Origin of the sequence: Nostocoides sp., from assembly GCF_035343835.1 — a bacterium.
Lineage (GTDB): Bacteria > Actinomycetota > Actinomycetes > Actinomycetales > Dermatophilaceae > Nostocoides_A > Nostocoides_A vanveenii.
In genome coordinates, this window is the sequence record NZ_DAOQZV010000044.1 from 1 (window position 1) to 17,450 (window position 17,450).

At 67.9% G+C, this 17,450-nt stretch carries 18 protein-coding genes; 10 read left to right on the forward strand and 8 right to left on the reverse strand.

Annotation, left to right across the window (positions count from 1 at the left end):
* Window positions 1-652, reverse strand: a 652-nt coding sequence (locus PKH97_RS05050; RefSeq protein WP_324386314.1) for a uracil-DNA glycosylase, incomplete at its 3' end; no start/stop codon positions are given.
* A gap of 65 nt (window positions 653-717) precedes the next feature.
* On the opposite strand from PKH97_RS05050, the gene PKH97_RS05055 reads away from it, so the two are divergent.
* Window positions 718-1,362, forward strand: a complete 645-nt coding sequence (locus PKH97_RS05055) for an HAD-IA family hydrolase (RefSeq protein ID WP_324386315.1) — start codon at window positions 718-720, stop codon at window positions 1,360-1,362.
* 19 nt (window positions 1,363-1,381) lie between these two features.
* Here the strand turns inward: PKH97_RS05055 and PKH97_RS05060 are convergent, their stop codons facing one another.
* A complete protein-coding gene (locus PKH97_RS05060) occupies window positions 1,382-1,525 on the reverse strand; it encodes a hypothetical protein (RefSeq protein ID WP_324386316.1) in 144 nt (47 codons plus the stop codon).
* A 10-nt stretch (window positions 1,526-1,535) separates the two neighbouring features.
* Between PKH97_RS05060 and cysD the strand changes: the two genes are divergently transcribed.
* The 3 genes from cysD to PKH97_RS05075 are packed head-to-tail and all read left to right on the forward strand — an operon-like array spanning window position 1,536 to window position 5,037.
* On the forward strand, window positions 1,536-2,438 hold the full coding sequence (gene cysD, locus PKH97_RS05065) for a sulfate adenylyltransferase subunit CysD (protein ID WP_344062952.1): 903 nt from the start codon (window positions 1,536-1,538) through the stop codon (window positions 2,436-2,438).
* Complete coding sequence (gene cysN / locus PKH97_RS05070) at window positions 2,438-4,348, forward strand: sulfate adenylyltransferase subunit CysN (protein WP_324386318.1); 1,911 nt, start codon at window positions 2,438-2,440, stop codon at window positions 4,346-4,348. Before cysD ends, cysN begins: the two co-directional genes overlap by 1 nt.
* Window positions 4,349-4,356: 8 nt before the next feature.
* On the forward strand, window positions 4,357-5,037 hold the full coding sequence (locus tag PKH97_RS05075) for a histidine phosphatase family protein (RefSeq protein WP_324386319.1): 681 nt from the start codon (window positions 4,357-4,359) through the stop codon (window positions 5,035-5,037).
* A gap of 3 nt (window positions 5,038-5,040) precedes the next feature.
* On the opposite strand, the gene PKH97_RS05080 is transcribed toward PKH97_RS05075, so the two are convergent.
* The 3 genes from PKH97_RS05080 to PKH97_RS05090 form a co-directional block, all read right to left on the reverse strand.
* Window positions 5,041-5,853 (reverse strand): LLM class flavin-dependent oxidoreductase, encoded by an 813-nt coding sequence (locus PKH97_RS05080; RefSeq protein WP_324386320.1) that lies wholly within the window; start codon window positions 5,851-5,853, stop codon window positions 5,041-5,043.
* 70 nt (window positions 5,854-5,923) lie between these two features.
* Window positions 5,924-6,739, reverse strand: coding sequence for a DeoR/GlpR family DNA-binding transcription regulator (locus tag PKH97_RS05085; RefSeq protein ID WP_324386321.1), 816 nt, complete (start codon window positions 6,737-6,739; stop codon window positions 5,924-5,926).
* A 2-nt stretch (window positions 6,740-6,741) separates the two neighbouring features.
* Window positions 6,742-8,802, reverse strand: coding sequence for a beta-galactosidase (locus PKH97_RS05090; protein WP_324386322.1), 2,061 nt, complete (start codon window positions 8,800-8,802; stop codon window positions 6,742-6,744).
* 188 nt (window positions 8,803-8,990) lie between these two features.
* Here PKH97_RS05090 and PKH97_RS05095 point away from each other — a divergent pair, with 188 nt between their 5' ends.
* The 5 genes from PKH97_RS05095 to PKH97_RS05115 all read left to right on the forward strand — a co-directional run bounded on the left by PKH97_RS05095 (window position 8,991) and on the right by PKH97_RS05115 (window position 14,019).
* On the forward strand, window positions 8,991-10,361 hold the full coding sequence (locus PKH97_RS05095; RefSeq protein ID WP_324386323.1) for an ABC transporter substrate-binding protein: 1,371 nt from the start codon (window positions 8,991-8,993) through the stop codon (window positions 10,359-10,361).
* 81 nt (window positions 10,362-10,442) lie between these two features.
* A complete protein-coding gene (locus PKH97_RS05100) occupies window positions 10,443-11,330 on the forward strand; it encodes a sugar ABC transporter permease (RefSeq protein ID WP_324386324.1) in 888 nt (295 codons plus the stop codon).
* Window positions 11,327-12,256, forward strand: a complete 930-nt coding sequence (locus tag PKH97_RS05105) for a carbohydrate ABC transporter permease (protein ID WP_324386325.1) — start codon at window positions 11,327-11,329, stop codon at window positions 12,254-12,256. The genes PKH97_RS05100 and PKH97_RS05105 overlap by 4 nt, the downstream gene beginning before the upstream one ends.
* A 34-nt stretch (window positions 12,257-12,290) precedes the next feature.
* Complete coding sequence (locus tag PKH97_RS05110) at window positions 12,291-13,652, forward strand: aminotransferase class V-fold PLP-dependent enzyme (protein ID WP_324386331.1); 1,362 nt, start codon at window positions 12,291-12,293, stop codon at window positions 13,650-13,652.
* A gap of 79 nt (window positions 13,653-13,731) precedes the next feature.
* On the forward strand, window positions 13,732-14,019 hold the full coding sequence (locus tag PKH97_RS05115; RefSeq protein ID WP_324386326.1) for a DUF3263 domain-containing protein: 288 nt from the start codon (window positions 13,732-13,734) through the stop codon (window positions 14,017-14,019).
* Window positions 14,020-14,096: 77 nt separating this feature from the next.
* Here PKH97_RS05115 and PKH97_RS05120 read toward each other — a convergent pair whose 3' ends face one another.
* The 3 genes from PKH97_RS05120 to PKH97_RS05130 are packed head-to-tail and all read right to left on the reverse strand — an operon-like array spanning window position 14,097 to window position 16,279.
* On the reverse strand, window positions 14,097-14,711 hold the full coding sequence (locus PKH97_RS05120; RefSeq protein WP_324386327.1) for a DUF3349 domain-containing protein: 615 nt from the start codon (window positions 14,709-14,711) through the stop codon (window positions 14,097-14,099).
* Between the two features lie 4 nt (window positions 14,712-14,715).
* Complete coding sequence (locus PKH97_RS05125) at window positions 14,716-15,027, reverse strand: hypothetical protein (RefSeq protein WP_324386328.1); 312 nt, start codon at window positions 15,025-15,027, stop codon at window positions 14,716-14,718.
* 19 nt (window positions 15,028-15,046) lie between these two features.
* Window positions 15,047-16,279 carry an inorganic phosphate transporter gene (locus tag PKH97_RS05130; RefSeq protein ID WP_324386329.1) on the reverse strand — a complete coding sequence of 411 codons (1,233 nt, stop codon included), beginning with the start codon at window positions 16,277-16,279 and terminating at the stop codon, window positions 15,047-15,049.
* Between the two features lie 118 nt (window positions 16,280-16,397).
* Here PKH97_RS05130 and PKH97_RS05135 point away from each other — a divergent pair.
* A partial coding sequence (locus tag PKH97_RS05135; protein WP_324386330.1) for a P1 family peptidase occupies window positions 16,398-17,450 on the forward strand: 1,053 nt, incomplete at its 3' end.

Genomic DNA, 17,450 nt, shown 5'->3' on the forward strand with positions numbered 1-17,450 from the left:
CGGCGCCCTGGGCGACGAGTGCCGCATTGGCGCGCGAGAAGGGCCGCGAGCCGAAGAAGCCGGAGTGCGCCGACAGCGGCGAGGGGTGCGCGCTCTCGATGGCGGCGGTCGCCCCGAGCCGGGGGCGGAGGTTGCGCGCGTCCCGCCCCCACAGGATCGCCACGAGTGGGCCGCCGCGCACCACGAGCGCGTCGATCGCGCACTCCGTGACCTCCTCCCAGCCCTTCCCGCGGTGCGAGGCAGACGCGCCGGGCCGCACCGTGAGCACGCGGTTGAGCAACAGCACGCCCCGATCCGCCCATGGCGTCAGGTCGCCGGTCGTCGGCGCGGGTAGGCCGAGGTCGGTCTGCAACTCGCGGTAGATGTTCTCCAGGCTGCGCGGGATCGGGCGCACATCGGGCGCCACCGAGAAGGAGAGCCCCACCGGATGCCCCGGCGTCGGATAGGGATCCTGCCCGACGATCAACACCCGCACCGCGTCCATCGGGGCGGCAAACGCCCGCAGCACCAGTGGCCCGGCCGGGAGGTAGCCGCGGCCGGCCGCGATCTCCGCGCGCAGGAACTCGCCCAACTCAGCGATTACCTCCGCGACCGGCGCCAGCGCTGCCGCCCACGAGGGGTGGACGAGGTCGGGGAGCGGGCGCGCCGCCATACCTTCTCCTTCTCGCCGGTGAACGGCTATGTCCCGAGGACGTATGCCGCTGGCAGGCTATCCCGGTGATCTCACCGCGCGCCGGCATCCTGTTCGATCTCGACGGCACCCTCGTCGACACCATCCCGCTGATCCTCGCCTCCTTCGACCACGCGCTCACCCAGGTCGTCGGCGAGACCCGTCCGGAGCCGGTGATCCGCAGCTGGATCGGGCGTCGGCTGGGCGAGGTGTTCGAGGACGAATACCCCGATCACGCCCGCGAGCTCGAACGCGTCTACATCGAGTGGAATCTCGCCCAGGCGGCCCGCCTGATTCGCCGCTACCCGGGGATCGACGCCCTGGTCAGGGACCTGAACGAGGCGCAGGCTCGCTTCGGCGTGGTCACCTCCAAGCGGTTGACGACGGCCGAGGACGCGCTGCGCCTGAGCGATCTCAAGGGTCGGATCGAACTGCTGGCGACCATGGAGTCGACGTCACAGCACAAGCCCGACCCGGCGCCCCTGCTCCATGGCGCGGCCCGGCTCTCCACGCCGGTCGAGCGGTGTGTCTATGTCGGCGATGCCGTGGTCGACATCCGCGCCGCCCAAGCCGCCGGTATGCCGTCGATCGCCGTGACCTGGGGCGCCGGCGCGCGCGATGACCTCGTCGCGGCCGGGCCCGACCACGTGATCGATGACGTGGCCGCGCTGCATGCCGTGTTGTTGGGGTGATATCCGGCGTTGCCGGGTGTCAGCAGGCGGCGGGTTTTCGGGAGTTCGAGGGGCCGGTGGTAATCTCGGTCACCGTGTGTGGCGCAGGCGCTCCGTTCGCCGCGTCGGCGGGCAGCCAGGGGGCAGCAGCCGCAATCGAGACATTCAGGGAAGGCTGATCCATGGCGCAAACTGTGCCCTCCACGCTGACGCACCTGCAGCGGCTCGAGGCCGAGGCAATCCACATCATGCGGGAGGTCGTGGCCGAGGCGGAGAACCCGGTGATGCTTTACAGCATCGGCAAGGACTCCGCGACGATGCTCCACCTCGCCCGCAAGGCCTTCTACCCCGCGCCACCCCCCTTCCCGCTGCTCCACGTCGACACGACGTGGAAGTTCAAGGCGATGTACGAGTTGCGCGACAAGGCCGCCCGCGAGGCCGGCATGGAGCTGCTCGTCTACCAGAACCCGGAGGCCAAGGAGAAGGGGATCAATCCCTTCGATCACGGCCCGCTGCATACGGACATGTGGAAGACCGAGGGCCTGAAGCAGGCGCTCGACAAGTGGGGTTTCGACGCAGCCTTCGGCGGCGGCCGGCGCGATGAGGAGAAGTCGCGCGCCAAGGAGCGCGTCTTCTCCTTCCGCAACTCCCGCCACCAATGGGACCCCAAGAACCAGCGCCCCGAGCTGTGGAAGCTCTACAACGCCCGCAAGCACCCGGGCGAGTCGATGCGCGTCTTCCCGCTCTCGAACTGGACCGAGCTCGACATTTGGCAGTACATCCACCTCGAGGGCATCGAGATCGTCCCCCTCTACTTCGCCGCCGAGCGGCCCGTGGTCGAGCGCGACGGCCTGACGATCATGGTCGACGACGACCGTATGCCGTTGGCTCCCGGCGAGGTGCCGCAGCTACGTAGCGTGCGCTTCCGCACCCTGGGGTGCTACCCGCTGACCGGTGCGGTCGACAGCACAGCCCACACCTTGCCCGAGGTCATCCAGGAGATCCTGCTGACCACGACGTCCGAGCGCCAGGGTCGTGCGATCGACCACGACAGCGCCGCGTCCATGGAGAAGAAGAAGCAGGAAGGCTACTTCTGATGACGACGACCGACGAGCCGATCTACCAGGTCGAATCCCTTATCGCCGAGGACATCGACGCCTATCTCGACGCGCACCAGCACAAGACGATGCTGCGCTTCATCACCTGCGGGTCGGTCGATGACGGCAAGTCCACCCTGATCGGGCGGATGCTCTACGACTCGCACATGATCTTCGAGGACCACCTGCAGGCGCTGGAGTCCGACTCCAAGCGCGTCGGCACCCAGGGCGAAGCGATCGACTTCGCGCTGCTGGTCGACGGCCTCGCCGCCGAGCGCGAGCAGGGCATCACCATCGATGTCGCCTACCGCTTCTTCGGCACCGAGAAGCGCAAGTTCATCGTCGCCGACACCCCCGGCCACGAGCAGTACACGCGCAATATGGTCACCGGCGCCTCGACCGCCGAGCTCGCCGTCATCCTCATCGACGCGCGCAAGGGTGTGCTGACCCAGACCCGCCGTCACAGCTTCCTCGCGCACCTGATCGGCATCCGGCACATCGTGCTTGCCGTCAACAAGATGGACCTCGTCGACTACAGCAAGGACCGCTTCGAGGAGATCGTCGCCGCCTATCGCGACTTCGCCGACTCGATCGGGATCGCCGACTTCACGGCCATTCCGATCTCGGGCTTCCTGGGCGACAACATCACCACCCATTCGCCGAACACGCCGTGGTACACCGGCACCACGCTGATGAATCACCTCGAGACGGTCGAACTCGACCAGACCCTCGACCAGGCACGTCCGTTCCGTATGCCGGTCCAGCGCGTCACGCGCCCCGACCTCAACTTCCGCGGGTTCGCGGGCACGATCGCCAATGGCATCGTCAAGGTGGGTGACTCGGTGCGCGTCCTGCCGTCGAACAAGACGTCAACGGTCGCGCGGATCGTCACCTTCGACGGCGACCTCGAAGAGGCCGTCGTCGGGCAGGCCGTCACCTTGACCCTCGAGGACGAGATCGACTGCTCGCGCGGCGATGTCCTCGTGCTCGACTCGGCCCCGGCCGAGGCGGCCGACCACTTCGAGTGCCACCTGGTGTGGATGGACGACGCCGAGATGCTTCCCGGCCGTCCCTATTGGATCAAGATCGGCACGACGACGGTCACCGCGCAGTTCGAGCGCCCGAAGTACGCCATCAATGTCAACACCATGGACCACATGGCAGCAAAGACATTGGGGCTCAACGCGATCGGCGTCGTGACCTTCTCCACCGACCGGCCGGTCGTCTTCGAGCCGTATACCCAAAGCCACGACCTCGGTGGCTTCATCGTCGTCGACAAGATGACCAACGCGACCGTCGCCGCGGGCATGATCCACTTCGCGCTGCGTCGGGCGAAGAATGTCGCCTGGCAGGCCCTGGACATCGACCGCAGCCACCACGCTCGGATGAAGCACCAGGCCCCGGCGGTCGTCTGGCTGACCGGGCTCTCGGGCTCCGGCAAGTCCGAGGTCGCCAACGAGCTGGAGGTGCAGTTGGCGCGGATGAACCGGCATACCTTCCTGCTCGACGGTGACAACATCCGGCACGGGTTGTCCAAGGATCTCGGCTTCGACGACGCCGACCGCGTCGAGAATGCGCGGCGCCTGGCGGAGGTTGCCAAGCTGATGACCGACGCCGGCCTGATCGTCATCGTCTCCTCGATCTCGCCCTTCACCGCCGAGCGGCGGATGGCGCGCGACCTGATCGCGGACGGCGAGTTCGTCGAGGTCTTCGTCGACCTGCCGCTCGAAGAGGCGGAGAAGCGCGATACCAAGGGCCTCTATGCCCGCGCCCGCGCCGGTGAGCTCACGCACTTCACGGGCGTCAACAGCCCGTATGAAGCGCCCACCGCCGCCGAGGTCCGCATCGACGCGCTCACCACCAGTCCGAAGGACGCTGCGGCCGAGATCATCGCCCGCCTGATCCCCTGACCGACCCGATGCGCCTGCTGCTGATCCGGCACGGACAAACGCCGAGCAATGTGGTCGGCGCACTCGACACCGCCCGGCCTGGCGCCGACCTGACCGACCTGGGTCGGCGCCAGGCCGCGGCCTTGCCCGCGGCGCTCGCGGGTGAGCCGATCAGCGCGGTCTACGCTTCGCCGCTGGTGCGCACCCAACAGACCGCTGCGCCTCTGGCAGCAGCCCTCGGCCTGTCCGTCGAGGTCATCGAGGGCATCGAGGAGATCAGCGCCGGCGACCTGGAGATGGCGAGCGACTCTACGGCGATCGAGACCTATGTCGGCACCGTCGCGGCCTGGGTGCTCGGTGACCTCGACCGGGTGATCCCTGGCGGGTCGAGCGGACATGACTTCCTGGCGCGCTACGACGCGGCCCTCACCGCGATCGCGGCAGCTCACGGCCCGGACGCCACGGTGGCCGTCGTCAGCCACGGCGCCGCCATCCGCGGCTACGCCCTGTTGCGTGCGGGAGCGGACCGGGTGGCGGAGTTCGGCACGCTGCGCGTGCACAACACCGGACTCGTCGCCCTCGATGGCAGCCCGGCCACTGGTTGGCGGGTCGCGCTCTGGCGGACCGAGCCGCTCGGCGGCGCGGGCCTCGACCGCGACACCGGCCACGATGTCACTGGAGACTCGGCACTCCAGCCACCTTCGCCTTGACCTTCAGAGCATCGTCTGGACGTCGCGGAGGGTGGCCGCGAAGTCGACCAGGGCGAGCGTGCCGTCCGGTGGGCCGTGGGGGGAGAGCGCGCACACCGCGACCCGGTGGGCGCCGCCGGCGTCGGCAAGCTCAGTGACAGCCTGGGCAATCTGCTCGGCCGGGGCGGTGATGTGGGCGGCGGCAAAGACGATCGCATCTGGCGGCCCCAGGATGCCTGCGGCAGTGCGGGCTTCGTGTGCGATGGTCAAGCCCCGGCGTAGTTGAGCTGGGGTCGTGCCGCCGGTGAAGATCACGCCATCACCGATTTCGCCGGCCAGCGCAAGGGTTTTCGGGCCCTCGGCGCCGACGAGCAGGGGCACTCTCGTCGCGGTCGGGTGCCGCAACTGCACGCGATCAAGAGCGACATACCGGCCCGTCATCGTGACCGATTCACCGTCGAGCAGCGCCCGCAGCGCGCCCCCATATTCGCGCAGCAGAGTCAAGGGGGAGGCGGCTCGTACGCCCGCCTGGCCCATCCAGTCCAGGACGCCGTGGCCGATCCCCGGCAACAGCCGGCCGGGGTGCAATCGCTCGAGCGTGGCGAGCTCCATCGCCATGAGGGCGACATTGCGCAGGGGCACCGGCAACAAGCCGATGCCGACGCGCAGCCGGTCGGTGGCGGCGAGCGCGGCTGCCGCGCAAGAGATTCCGCCCTCGGCAAAGCAGTCCTCCCACAGCCACAGCTCCGGTAGGCCCGCCTCTTCAGCCGCCCTGGCGACATTCAGCAGGTGCTCGGGAGGCTGGTCCGGGGGAAAGATGAGACCGAGTTCGACCATCGGCCGACGTTAGCAAGGTGGCGCACATCTCGTCGTCGCGGACCGGCGACCCGGTTGGCGGGAGCCTCGCTCAGTCGGTCGCAGCGTCGCGGGGTGCGGCGATGATGACGCGCTCGATCCGGTCGGTCAGCACCTCGCGGCCGCGGGCGGCTAGGCCGGCGTCGGTGATCAAGATGTCGACGGCGTCCAGGCCGACGATGGTGCCCAGGCCGATAACGCCCCATTTGGTGTGATCGGCCACGACACAGACACTGCGCGCGGAGCCGATCAACGCCCGATTAGTCTCCGCCTCAACGAGATTCGGCGTCGTCAAGCCCGCCCGAGGGTCGATGCCGTGGCAGCCGAGAAAGAGCAGGTCGACGTGCAGCGTGCGCAGCGCGCCCACCGCGATCGGCCCGACCAGCGCCTCACTCGGGGTGCGCGTTCCGCCGGTCAAGACGACCGTGTGCCCGCTGATCGCGGCGGTGTCACCGAGCACCTGCGCGGCCGGGATCGAGTTCGTCACGATGGTCAGGTCGGGGACGTGGCGCAACTGCCGCGCCAATTCGACCGTCGTGGTGCCCGCCGACAGCGCGATGGCCGCACCCGGGTCCACCAACTCGGCAGCCTGCGCGGCGATCGCCCGTTTGGCCGACTGCATCAGCGCCGACTTGGCGAGGAAGCCCGGCTCGTCGGTGCTCGGGGGGAGCGCGGGCATCCCGACATGCCCGATCGCCACCGCGCCGCCGTGCACCCGCTCGAGCAAGCCGCGCCGCGCCAGTTGTTCGATGTCTCGGCGGATCGTCATGTCCGAGACGGCGAGTTCGGAGACCAAGTCCGCAACGCGAACTGCCCCGGACTCGGCGACCCGCTCGACGATGCGGGCGTGGCGCTGGCTGGCGAGCATGGCTACTCCTCTCGAAGGACGGCGACCCCTCCGGCCGTCAAGGCGGCGTGACCGTCGGTCACGGCTCCGGTCAATACGTCAAAACCACTGAGCGGCACGGTGATCGGGTCGTCGGTGTGGTTGAGCAGGAAGACCCAGGATCGCCCGTCGGCCGCGCGCCGGCGGATCGCCTCAACGCCCACCGGCAACTCCGCGACCACGGGGCCGACGCCCGCGGCCTCGGTGATCGACGCCAGCACATTGGCCAATGCGGCCTCGTCGGGCAGTGTGCCGAGATACCACGCGGCACCCGATCCCGTATGCCGGCGGGCAAGCGCCACGGAGCCGGCGCAGGGGCCGCCGGCATACGTCCACAGCGGCGCGGCGTCGGTCACCGCGCACCACTCCGACCAGCGGCGCCCGGTGCCCACGTCCGCGCCCGCCGTATCCGCCCCGGTGGCGGCTGCACCGGCTTCGTTCGACCTTCCCGGGCCGGCGGCCAGCAGTCCGACCTCGTCACCGTCCAGCAGCGGGTTGAACTCTTCGACGCGCACGCCGAGCAGCTCACGGAAGGCGCCCGGATAACCGCCGAGCCGGATGTGGTCGTGCTCGTCGGAGATGCCGGAGAAGTAGGTGACGAGCACCTGGGCCCCGGCCTCCGCGGCGGCGGCGATGGCCGCGGCATGCTCGTCGGTGACCAGATAGAGCGTCGGAACGACGATCACCCGATAACGCGACAGATCCGCAGACGGGTGCACGACATCGGCGGTGATCCCCATGTCCCGCAATGACTTATGCACGGCTTGCGCCATCTCCGGGTAGTCGGCGGCAGCGCTGGGCATTGCCGGACCGGAGGCCGCCCACAGCGCCTGGAAGTCGTAGAGGATCGCGACCGCGGCCTCTACCCGCGAGCCGGCGACCTCGCCGAGCGCGGCGGCGGCGGCGCCCAAACGGCATACCTCCGCGAAGCGCGCACTGTCCGCGCCCGCGTGCGGAACGAGCGCGGAGTGCCACTTCTCGGCACCCGCGCGCGAGGCGCGCCACTGGAAATAGCCGATCGTGTCCGCGCCATTGGCGACATGGGTCAGGCTGTCGTGGATCGTCCCGCCGAGCGGCTTGGCCGGATTGACCGGCTGCCAGTTCACCGCGCTCGTCGAGTGCTCCATGAGCAACCACGGTGCACCGCCGGCGAGCCCGCGGGTGACCGCTCCTTGGAAGGACAACTCGGCGGTCGCGTTCGGCAAGGCCGCGACGCGGTAATGGTCGGTGGAGACGACGTCCTGCTCGGGCGCCCACTGGTTGTAGTCGAGCAGCCGGAAGCCGGTCATCGTCATGAAGTTCGTCGTCACCGGCACGCCGGGGGAGAGGTCGGCCAGAATCGTCCGTTCGCCGCGATAGAGCCCGAGCAGGGTGTCGGAGCCGAAGCGGTGGTAGTCGAGCACCTGGGTAGGGTTGTGAAAGGTCGGCGTGCGGCGCGGCGGGAGCACCTGCTCGAAGTCCGTATAGCGCTGACTCCAGAACGCCGTCCCCCATGCGTGATTCAGCGCATCCGTTGTGCCGTAACGGTTCTGCAGCCAGGTGCGGAAGGCTGCCGCACAGGTGTCGCAGTAGCACGGCAGGTTGTGGCAGGCATACTCGTTGGAGATGTGCCACATCGCCAGCGCCGGGTGTGAGTGATAGCGCTGGGCGAGTTGCGTCACCAGCGCGCGCGAGGCATCGGCGAAGATCGGGCTGCTCGGACACCAGCTCTGCCGGCTGCCGGGCCACATGATCACCCCGTCCGCGGTGCGCGGCAGGATGTCCGGGTATGCCGTGGTCAGCCACGGCGGCGGGCTCGCCGTCGCCGTCGCCAGGTCGACCGCGATGTCCGCCTCGGCCATCAGGTCCATGACGTCATCAAGCCAGCCGAACTCGTACTCGCCCTTGTGCGGCTCGAGCCATGACCACGAGAACACCCCGAGCGTGACAAAGGAGACGCCCGCCCGATGCATCAGGTCGACGTCCGCGCGCCAGATCGCGCGGGGCCATTGCTCGGGGTTGTAGTCGCCGCCATACGCCAGGCGGCCGGTGGGCCAGGCTCGCATGACGACGAGCCTTGCGACGAATCAAACGTTTGTCAACAGGTATGGACAGAATGTCTGGGGGATGGTGGCGCAATTGTTTCCCCGAGGGTGTTGACAGGCGCCCTGGCGGCGGGCCATGCTTCGCTTACCCGTGATCGCTTCTGGTGATTACTGTTCGATAACGGAGCGCACTCAAAGGAGAGAAGCCCATGCCCCGTCCCGCAACCTTCGAGGAATACCTCGCCTCCCTGGTTCCCCCCTCGGTCCGGGGCCTGGACCGGCGCACCCTGCTGACCGGCGGTGTCGCCCTCAGCGCGCTCACCCTGGCCGGGTGCGGCGGCAGCGACAGCACGACGACCTCGGGCTCGACGGGCACAGCGTCCGGGTCCGGCGGCTCGACGGCCGCCGCGACCGGTGAGGTCACCCTCGGCTCCAACCAGTCCGACGCCGTGCCGAAGGCGGCCATCCAGGGCGTCATGGACGCCTTCCAGAAGGCCAACTCCGGTCTGACCGTCAAAGTCAACACGGTCGACCACAACACCTTCCAAGAGAACATCAACAATTACCTGCAAGGCAGCCCGGACGACGTCTTCATGTGGTTCGCCGGCTACCGGATGCGCTTCTTCGCCAGCCAGGGCCTCGCCGGTGACATCTCCGACGTCTGGACCGGCATGCAGGGCCTGAACGACGCCCTGAAGAAGTCGTCGACGGGCGACGACGGCAAGCAGTACTTCATGCCGTCGACCTACTACCCCTGGGCGCTCTTCTACCGCAAGTCGATGTGGCAGGAGAAGGGCTACGAGATCCCCAAGACGCTCGATGAGCTCAAGACCCTCGGCGCAAAGATGAAAGCCGACGGCCTGGCCCCGATCGCCTTCGGCGACAAGGACGGCTGGCCGGCCATGGGCACCTTCGACGCCATCAACATGCGCGTCAACGGCTACGACTTCCACGTCAACCTGATGGCCGGCAAGGAGGACTGGGCCGGGGACAAGGTCAAGAAGACCTTCGACACCTGGAAGGGCCTGCTCGAGCTGCACCAGCCCGACAGCCTCGGCCGCACGTGGCAAGAGGCCGCGCAGAGTCTGCAGCAGAAGAAGTCCGGCATGTACCTCCTCGGCATGTTCGTCGCCCAGCAGTTCGAGAAGGGCGCCGAGCAGGACGACCTCGACTTCTTCACCTTCCCCGAGATCGACTCGGCCATCGGTGCCGACGCCATCGAGGCACCGATCGACGGCTACATGATGAGCGCCAGCCCCAAGAACGACGCCGGCGCCAAGGCTCTGCTGAAGTATGTCGGCGGCGCCGAGGCCCAGGGGCTGGCCGTCAAGTCCGACCCGAGCGTCATCGCGACGAATAGTGGGGTCGACACCAGCGGCTACACGGCTCTGCAGAAGAAGGCCGTCGAGTTCGTCGCGTCGGCGAAGTCGATTGCCCAGTTCATGGACCGCGACACCCGCCCCGACTTCGCCTCCACGGTGATGATCCCGGCCATCCAGGACTTCATCAAGAACCCGAACGACATCGACGGGCTCACCAAGAACATCCAGGCCCAGAAGGTCAGCATCTTCGGATCGTGACCCAGGACGTAGGCCGCGCCGGCACGCACGTGGCCGGCGCGGCATGCGGCAATCACCTTGGAGAGTAAGGGGCTCACATATATGGCGCGGTACAAGGGGATCAACCAACTGTCCGGGGTCGACCGCATCATCGTCGCCTTGATGATCATCATCCCGACAATCCTCGTCGTCTGGTTGGTATGGCTGCCAGCCATCGGGTCGGTGTTGTTGTCCTTCACCAACTGGAATGGCATCGGCCCGATCGGTGATGCCAAGTGGATGGGGATGAAGAACTACCACGATGTGGTGACGATCTATCCACCCTTCTGGCCGGCGGTGCGGCACAACCTCATCTGGCTGGCCGTGACCTTCCTGCTCGCGACTCCCTTCGGGATGTTCCTCGCGGTGCTTCTCGATAAGGAGATGCGTGGCTCGCGCGTTTACCAGACGGCCTTCTATCTGCCGGTTGTGCTCTCGCTCGCGCTCGTCGGCTTCATCTGGCAGCTGATCTACAGCCGCGACCAGGGCCTGATCAACGGACTGACCGGGTCCACCATCGACTGGTACGGCGACCCGAAGTACAACCTGTGGTCGGCGTTGATTGCCGCGTGCTGGCGGCATACCGGCTACATCATGCTGCTCTATCTGGCCGGCTTAAAGGGTGTCGACGTTTCGCTGCGTGAGGCCGCGCGAGTGGACGGGGCGAGCGAAAAGCAGACCTTCTTCAAGATCGTCTTTCCGGTGCTCGCGCCGATCAACATCATCGTCTTGGTGGTCTCGGTCATCGAGTCCCTGCGGGCCTTCGACCTGGTCTGGGTCATCAACAAGGGCCGCAACGGCCTGGAGCTGATCGCCACCCTGGTCACCCAAAACATCGTCGGGGAGGCGAGCCGGATCGGCTTCGGGTCGGCGCTGGCGACCTTCATGTTGCTGATCTCCTCGGTTTTCATCGTCATCTATTTGCGCATCGTGATGAAGGAGCAGCGGTGAGTAACGTCAACGGCGATCTCGCCGTCGTGCCCGTGGCCACGCAGAACCCGCTCAAGGTAAGCAAGACGGCAACGGGGTCGGGTAAAGCCAGCCGGCCCACCCAGATTTTCCTCGTGGTGATGGCGCTGATCTGGTTCTTCCCCGTCTTCTACGCAATCCTCAACAGTTTCCGCGACTATGCGTATACCGCCAAGCACGGCTATGTCTCTTTCGGTGGCTTCACCATGGAGAACTACAAGAACGCCTGGGAGCAGGCGAACTTCGCGCACACCTTCATGAACTCGGTGAAGATCACCGTGCCCGCGGTGCTGCTGACCCTCTTTCTCTCCTGCTGCATCGCCTTCGTGGTCGCACGCTTCTCGTTCAAGTTCAACCTGGCGCTTCTCGGCCTGTTCACTGCCGCGAATCTCCTTCCGCCGCAGGCGCTTTTGATCCCCGTTTACCGCATGTTCCGCAAGATCCCGATGCCGGAGTTTCTGTCCAGCTCGGGCACGCTCCTCAACAGCCACCTCGGGCTGATCCTAGTCAATGTCGCCTTCCAGACCGGCTTCTGCTCGTTTGTGCTCTCGAACTATATGAAGACCATCCCCAGGGAGCTCTACGAGTCGGCCGTCGTCGACGGGGCCGGCGTGCTTCGGCAGTTCTTCCAGCTGACCTTGCCGCTGTGCCGCCCGCCGCTGGCTGCCTTGGCAACCTTGGAAGTCACGTGGATCTACAACGAATTCTTCTGGGCCACGGTGCTTTTGCAGCAGGGTGACAAGTTCCCCGTGACGAGTTCGCTGAATAATCTGCGCGGCCAGTTCTTCACCGACAACAACCTCGTTGCGGCCGGCTCGGTGCTCGTCGCCCTGCCGACGCTGATCATCTTCTTCCTGCTCCAGAAGCAGTTCGTCTCCGGGTTGACGCTCGGGGCCACGAAGGGCTGATCGCCCCGGGGCGCTCGGTAGGCTCCGATGTGTGATGGGCACCTCCTACCGGTCCAACCGGCATACCGACCTCGACACACTCAGCGAGGCTGTGATCGCGTATGCCGCGGACCGGATCCGTAGCGCGCCCCCGCTCGACAAGCCGCTCACCGAGGCCGAGCTGGTCGAGCGCGTCGGGCAGACCATCACGCCCGGCGGCCTGGGCGGCACCGAGGCGATGCGGATCTTCGCCGACGACCTCGCCCCGAGTTGCCTCTCGACCGACCACCCGCGCTATCTCTCCTTCATCCCGTGCGCGCCTAGTGACGCGGCCTCGATGTTCGATGTCGTCGTCGGTGCCTCCTCGATCTACGGCGGGTCGTGGCTCGAAGGCTCCGGCGCGGTATATGCCGAGAACCTCGCCTTGCGCTGGATTGCCGACCTGGCCGGTATGCCCGCGGGGGCGGGCGGGGTATTCACCTCCGGTGGCACGATCGGCAACCTGTCCGCGCTGGTGGCCGCACGCCATACGGCACGGTCGCGGGCGGAGACCGGGGTGCGCCCTACCCTGCTGGTGTCCACCGAGGGCGCGCACAGTTCGATCAAGTCGGCGGCCGAGGTGATGGACGCCGAGTTCGTCGGGGTGCCCTTGGATGAGAACTGGCGACTGACCGGTGCCAACCTGCGCTCGGTGCTCCTCGAACGCGGCCCCGAGAACGTCTTCGCCGTCGTCGCGACCGCGGGGACGACGAACTTCGGGGTCATCGACGATCTCGCCTCGGTCGGCGAGGTCTGCCGCGAGTTCGGCATCTGGTTCCATGTCGACGGGGCGTACGGCGGTGCCGGCCTCGCCGCCCCCTCGATCCGGGATCGGTATGCCGGTGTCGAGCACTGCGATTCCTTCATCGTCGATCCGCACAAATGGCTCTTCGCCCCGTATGACTGCTGCGCCCTGCTCTATCGCGACCCGGCGCTCGCGCGCGCGGCGCACACGCAGAAGGCGGGCTATCTCGATGTCTTGACTGAGGCGCCGGAGTGGAATCCGACCGACTACTCGATCGGGCTGACGCGGCGGGCGCGCGGCTTGCCGTTCTGGTTCTCGCTGACCGTGAACGGGACCGATGCCTACACCGCGGCGATCGAGCACACCTTGAATATCGCCCGCTATGCCGAGGACGAGGTCGCCCGCCGGCCCTATCTGGAGTTGGTGCGCGAGCGCGACCTGACCGTCGTGGTCTTCCGGCGCCTGGGGTGGGCGGCCGCCGACTATCACCGGTGGAGCGACGAGCTGCTGGGCGATGAGTTCGCCTTCGTGGTGCCGACCACCCATGCCGGCGAGACCCTGGCTCGCTTCGCGATCGTCAATCCCGAGACCTCCGAGGGCGACATTCGCGCCATCCTCGACACCATGGCCTGACGGGGGCGCGGGCGGGAAAGCGCGCGACGCGCCCGCCGGGAATGACAGGCGTGTCATTCGAGGCGGTATGCTGAGGGCGATGACTACTGCCACCGTCACGAGCGCGCCCGATCAGGCGGCGCTCAGCGACCGCGACCGCGAGATCCTCGCGTTCGAGCGTCAATGGTGGAAGTACGCCGGCTCGAAGGAGCAGGCGGTGCGTGATCTCTTCGACATGAGCAGCACGCGCTACTACCAGGTGCTCAACGGACTGCTCGACAACCCGGCCGCGCTGGCCGCTGACCCGATGCTCATCAAGCGGCTGCGCCGGTTGCGCGCTTCACGCCAGCGGCAACGCTCGGCACGCCGGCTGGGCCTGGAGGTCTGACCCCCCCCAAAAAACACAGCGACGCCCGTCCGTGAATTCACCGGACGGGCGTCGCTGTGTTCCGGGGTAGCCCCGGGTCAGGCGCTGACCTGGGCGTCGGGGTCGGGGAAGTCCACCGGCCAGCCCTTCGCGGCCAGCTTGGCCCGGACCCGCTCGATGTCGCGGTCGGTGGCTTCGGTGTTGGTCAGGCCGCTGATCGCCTCGGCGATATCGCCAGGCCCGGCGGGCGCGATGGAGGCGCGGCGCAAGGCCTTCGCCACCTGTTTGACCTCACCGCGGGTCAGCCGCCGGTTGAGCAGCGCGAAGAGCGGAACGTAGTCGTGCTCCGGCACCCCTTGCGGGTAGCCGTCGCGCAACCACGCCACGATGCGGCCCAGATACGAGCCCTCTTCGGTGACGTCGCTGTCGTCGTCGTCCGCGGCGTCGGCCAGCGGCCAGCCGGCGAGCACCAGTTGGGCCGCGACGCGACGCAACTCGCTCTGCGGCAGGGGCACCTTCGGCGTGCTCGCCTGGGCCGCTGCGGAGGCGTCGAGGATCCCGTCGGCGACGAGTTGCAGGCATACCTGCAGGGTGCGGGTGGCCCCCACCCGCTGACGCAGCACGGCGAGCAGCGGGGCGGCGTCGTCGTGGCCGACTCCGCCGGGGAAAGCCTCCTCGACCCAACCGACGATCTCGGGGGTGTGGTCGCTCATCGCGTCACTTCTTCTTCTCGACGATGGTGGGAATGATGTGCTCGAAGCTGACGGCCTTGCCGAAGCCGGACGCCGCGATAAGCGTGATCCCCAGAGCGATAAAGCCCACGATGACGAGCAGCAGGACGCCGGCTAGCGCCTTGCCCGCGACGGTGTACTCCGTTTGGCTCTTGCCGTCGGCCCCCACGACCTCGGTGGAGCCGATCGTCAGCAGGCGCATCGCCAACGCATAGACGATCGGCATACCGGCGCCGAAGGTCAGGCCCGTGTAGAGGACCTTCCAGCCGCCTTGAACGGCGAGTTCGATGCTGCGCATTGGTCTTTCCTCCTCCGGGTCAGTGGGTGCGGGTGGTCTGGTTGGCGGCGGGGCCGGGGTCGAGCACGTCGTCCGGCCGGTCCCATTCCTCGTTGACGTTGTGCGCGCCGACATGGCTCTGCTTGGACTTGGCGAACATGAAGAACGACAGCGCGCACAAGATCACGAAGACGACGACGGCGCCGGGGCCGTAGCCCAGTGTGGAGCCGACCCACCACATGATCGCGCCGACCAGCGCCGCGAGCGGGAAGGTCGTCGCCCAGGCGATCACCATCCGGCCGGCCGTATGCCAGCGTACGTGCGTCCCGCGACCGAGCCCGCCGCCGAGGACGGAGCCGGTGGCGACGTGCGTCGTCGACAGGGCGAAGCCGAGGTGGCTGGCCGCGAGGATGACCGCGGCGGACGAACCGTCGGACGACATGCCCTGGCGCGGCGTGATGTCGACCAAGCCCTTGCCGAGCGTGCGGATGATGCGCCACCCGCCGAGATAGGTGCCCAGGGCGATCGCCATCGCGGCGCTCACCTTCACCCACCACGGCACGGCGTGCGTGTCGCTCCAATGGCCGCTGGCGAGCAGGGCGAGGGTCATCACGCCCATCGTCTTCTGCGCGTCATTGGTGCCGTGGGCGAGCGAGACGAGCGAGGCGCTGCCGATCTGGCCCCAGCGGAAATAGCGCTCGCTGAGTTTGTGCATGATCGAGTTGGTCAGCTTGTAGACCGCCCAGCAGCCGACGAAGGCGATGGCCATGGCGATGACGGGGGAGATGAAGCTGGGGATGAGCACCTTGCCGACGACGCCGTCGAGCTTGGTGCCGTCACCGGTCCACTTGACGCCATCGAGGCCGAAAGCCGCGGCCGCGGAGCCGGTCAACCCGCCCAGCAAGGCGTGGGAGGACGACGACGGCAGGCCGAGCAGCCAGGTGAACAAGTTCCAGACGATCCCGCCGATCAGGCCGCAGAGCACGACGAGCAAGAGCTTGTTGCCGCCGTCGACCAGCGTGGCCGGGATCGGCGCCCCCGACTTGTCTTGGAGTTTGACCACGGCATTGGAAACGGTCAAGGCGACCTCGACCGAAAGGAAGGCTCCGACCAGGTTCAGCACGGCGGCAAGGGCGACAGCGGCCTTGGGCTTTAGGGCGCCTGTGGAGATTGAGGCGGCCATGGCGTTGGCGGTGTCGTGGAAGCCGTTGGTGAAATCGAAAGCCAGGGCGGTGACGATCACGAGGATCAGCATCAGCGCGGAGGTGTCCACGCGTTCCATTGTGCTAGTCGCAACCACCCGTACATACCCCGGACCAGAACTGTTCACCTCGCGTTCACCTTGATCGATCCAACGGGTGGTGTGGCCGATTCCGGGGGACAATCCGCCCATGTCCTCGTTTGACAATATGCGCACCGGAGCGACGAACAGCCTGCTCGACGTTGCCGGGCTCCGGGTCGGTCACTCGACCTCGATCGGCGCCGGCCGGCGGACCGGCGTGACCGTGGTTGTGGCACCACCGGGCGGGTGCGTCGCGGGCGTCGACGTCCGCGGAGCCGCTCCGGGCACTCGCGAGACCGACCTGCTCGATCCGCGGTGCCTGGTCGATCGGGTGCACGCGGTCGTGCTCTCGGGCGGGAGCGCCTTCGGGCTCGCCGCCGCGGACGGCGTCGCTCGCGCGTTGTATGCCGCCGGCGTGGGTTGGCCGATGGGCGCACCCGGCGAGGTGGTCCCGATCGTCCCGGCGGCGGTGATCTTCGACCTCGGCCGAGGGGGCGACTTCGGCGCCTTCCCCGGAGCCGACGACGGAGCGCGGGCGTATGCCGCGGCCACCCGTTCGCCTGCCGGCGACTCCGCCCAGATGGGGACCGACGACGCGGCGAGAGCGCTTGAATCCCGTGCTGGTGCACGGGCGCTCGGCCCTATCGGGGCCGGGACGGGCGCGAAAGCAGCCGGGCTCGCCGGCGGCATCGGGTCCGCGAGCGCCGTCCTCCCCGACGGGAGCACGGTGGCCGCGCTCGTCGTCGTCAATGCGGTCGGCTCGCCGGTCGACCCGGCGACCGGCGAACTCTGGGCCGCTCGTCACGGCCTGCCGGGGGAGTTCCCGCCGCTGGAGCGCCCGGCGAGTGGTGAGGTGGCGGCGTATCGCGAGGAACGGCATACGGAAATGGCCGCGGCGGGCCTGCCGCCAGGTGGTGCCACGACCATCGGTGTCGTCGCGACCGACGCGAGCCTGACCAAGGCGGAGTGCGCGAAGCTTGCCGCCGTGGGTCACGACGGGATCGCGCGCGGTATCGACCCGGCGCACACGCTGCTGGACGGTGACACCTTGTTCGCGCTGGCCACGGGCGAACGCGCGGCGCCGGGGCTGGCCGATCTACTGGCGCTGCATTCCGCCGCCGCACGGTGCGTGACGCGCGCGATCGGCCACGCGGTGCTCGCC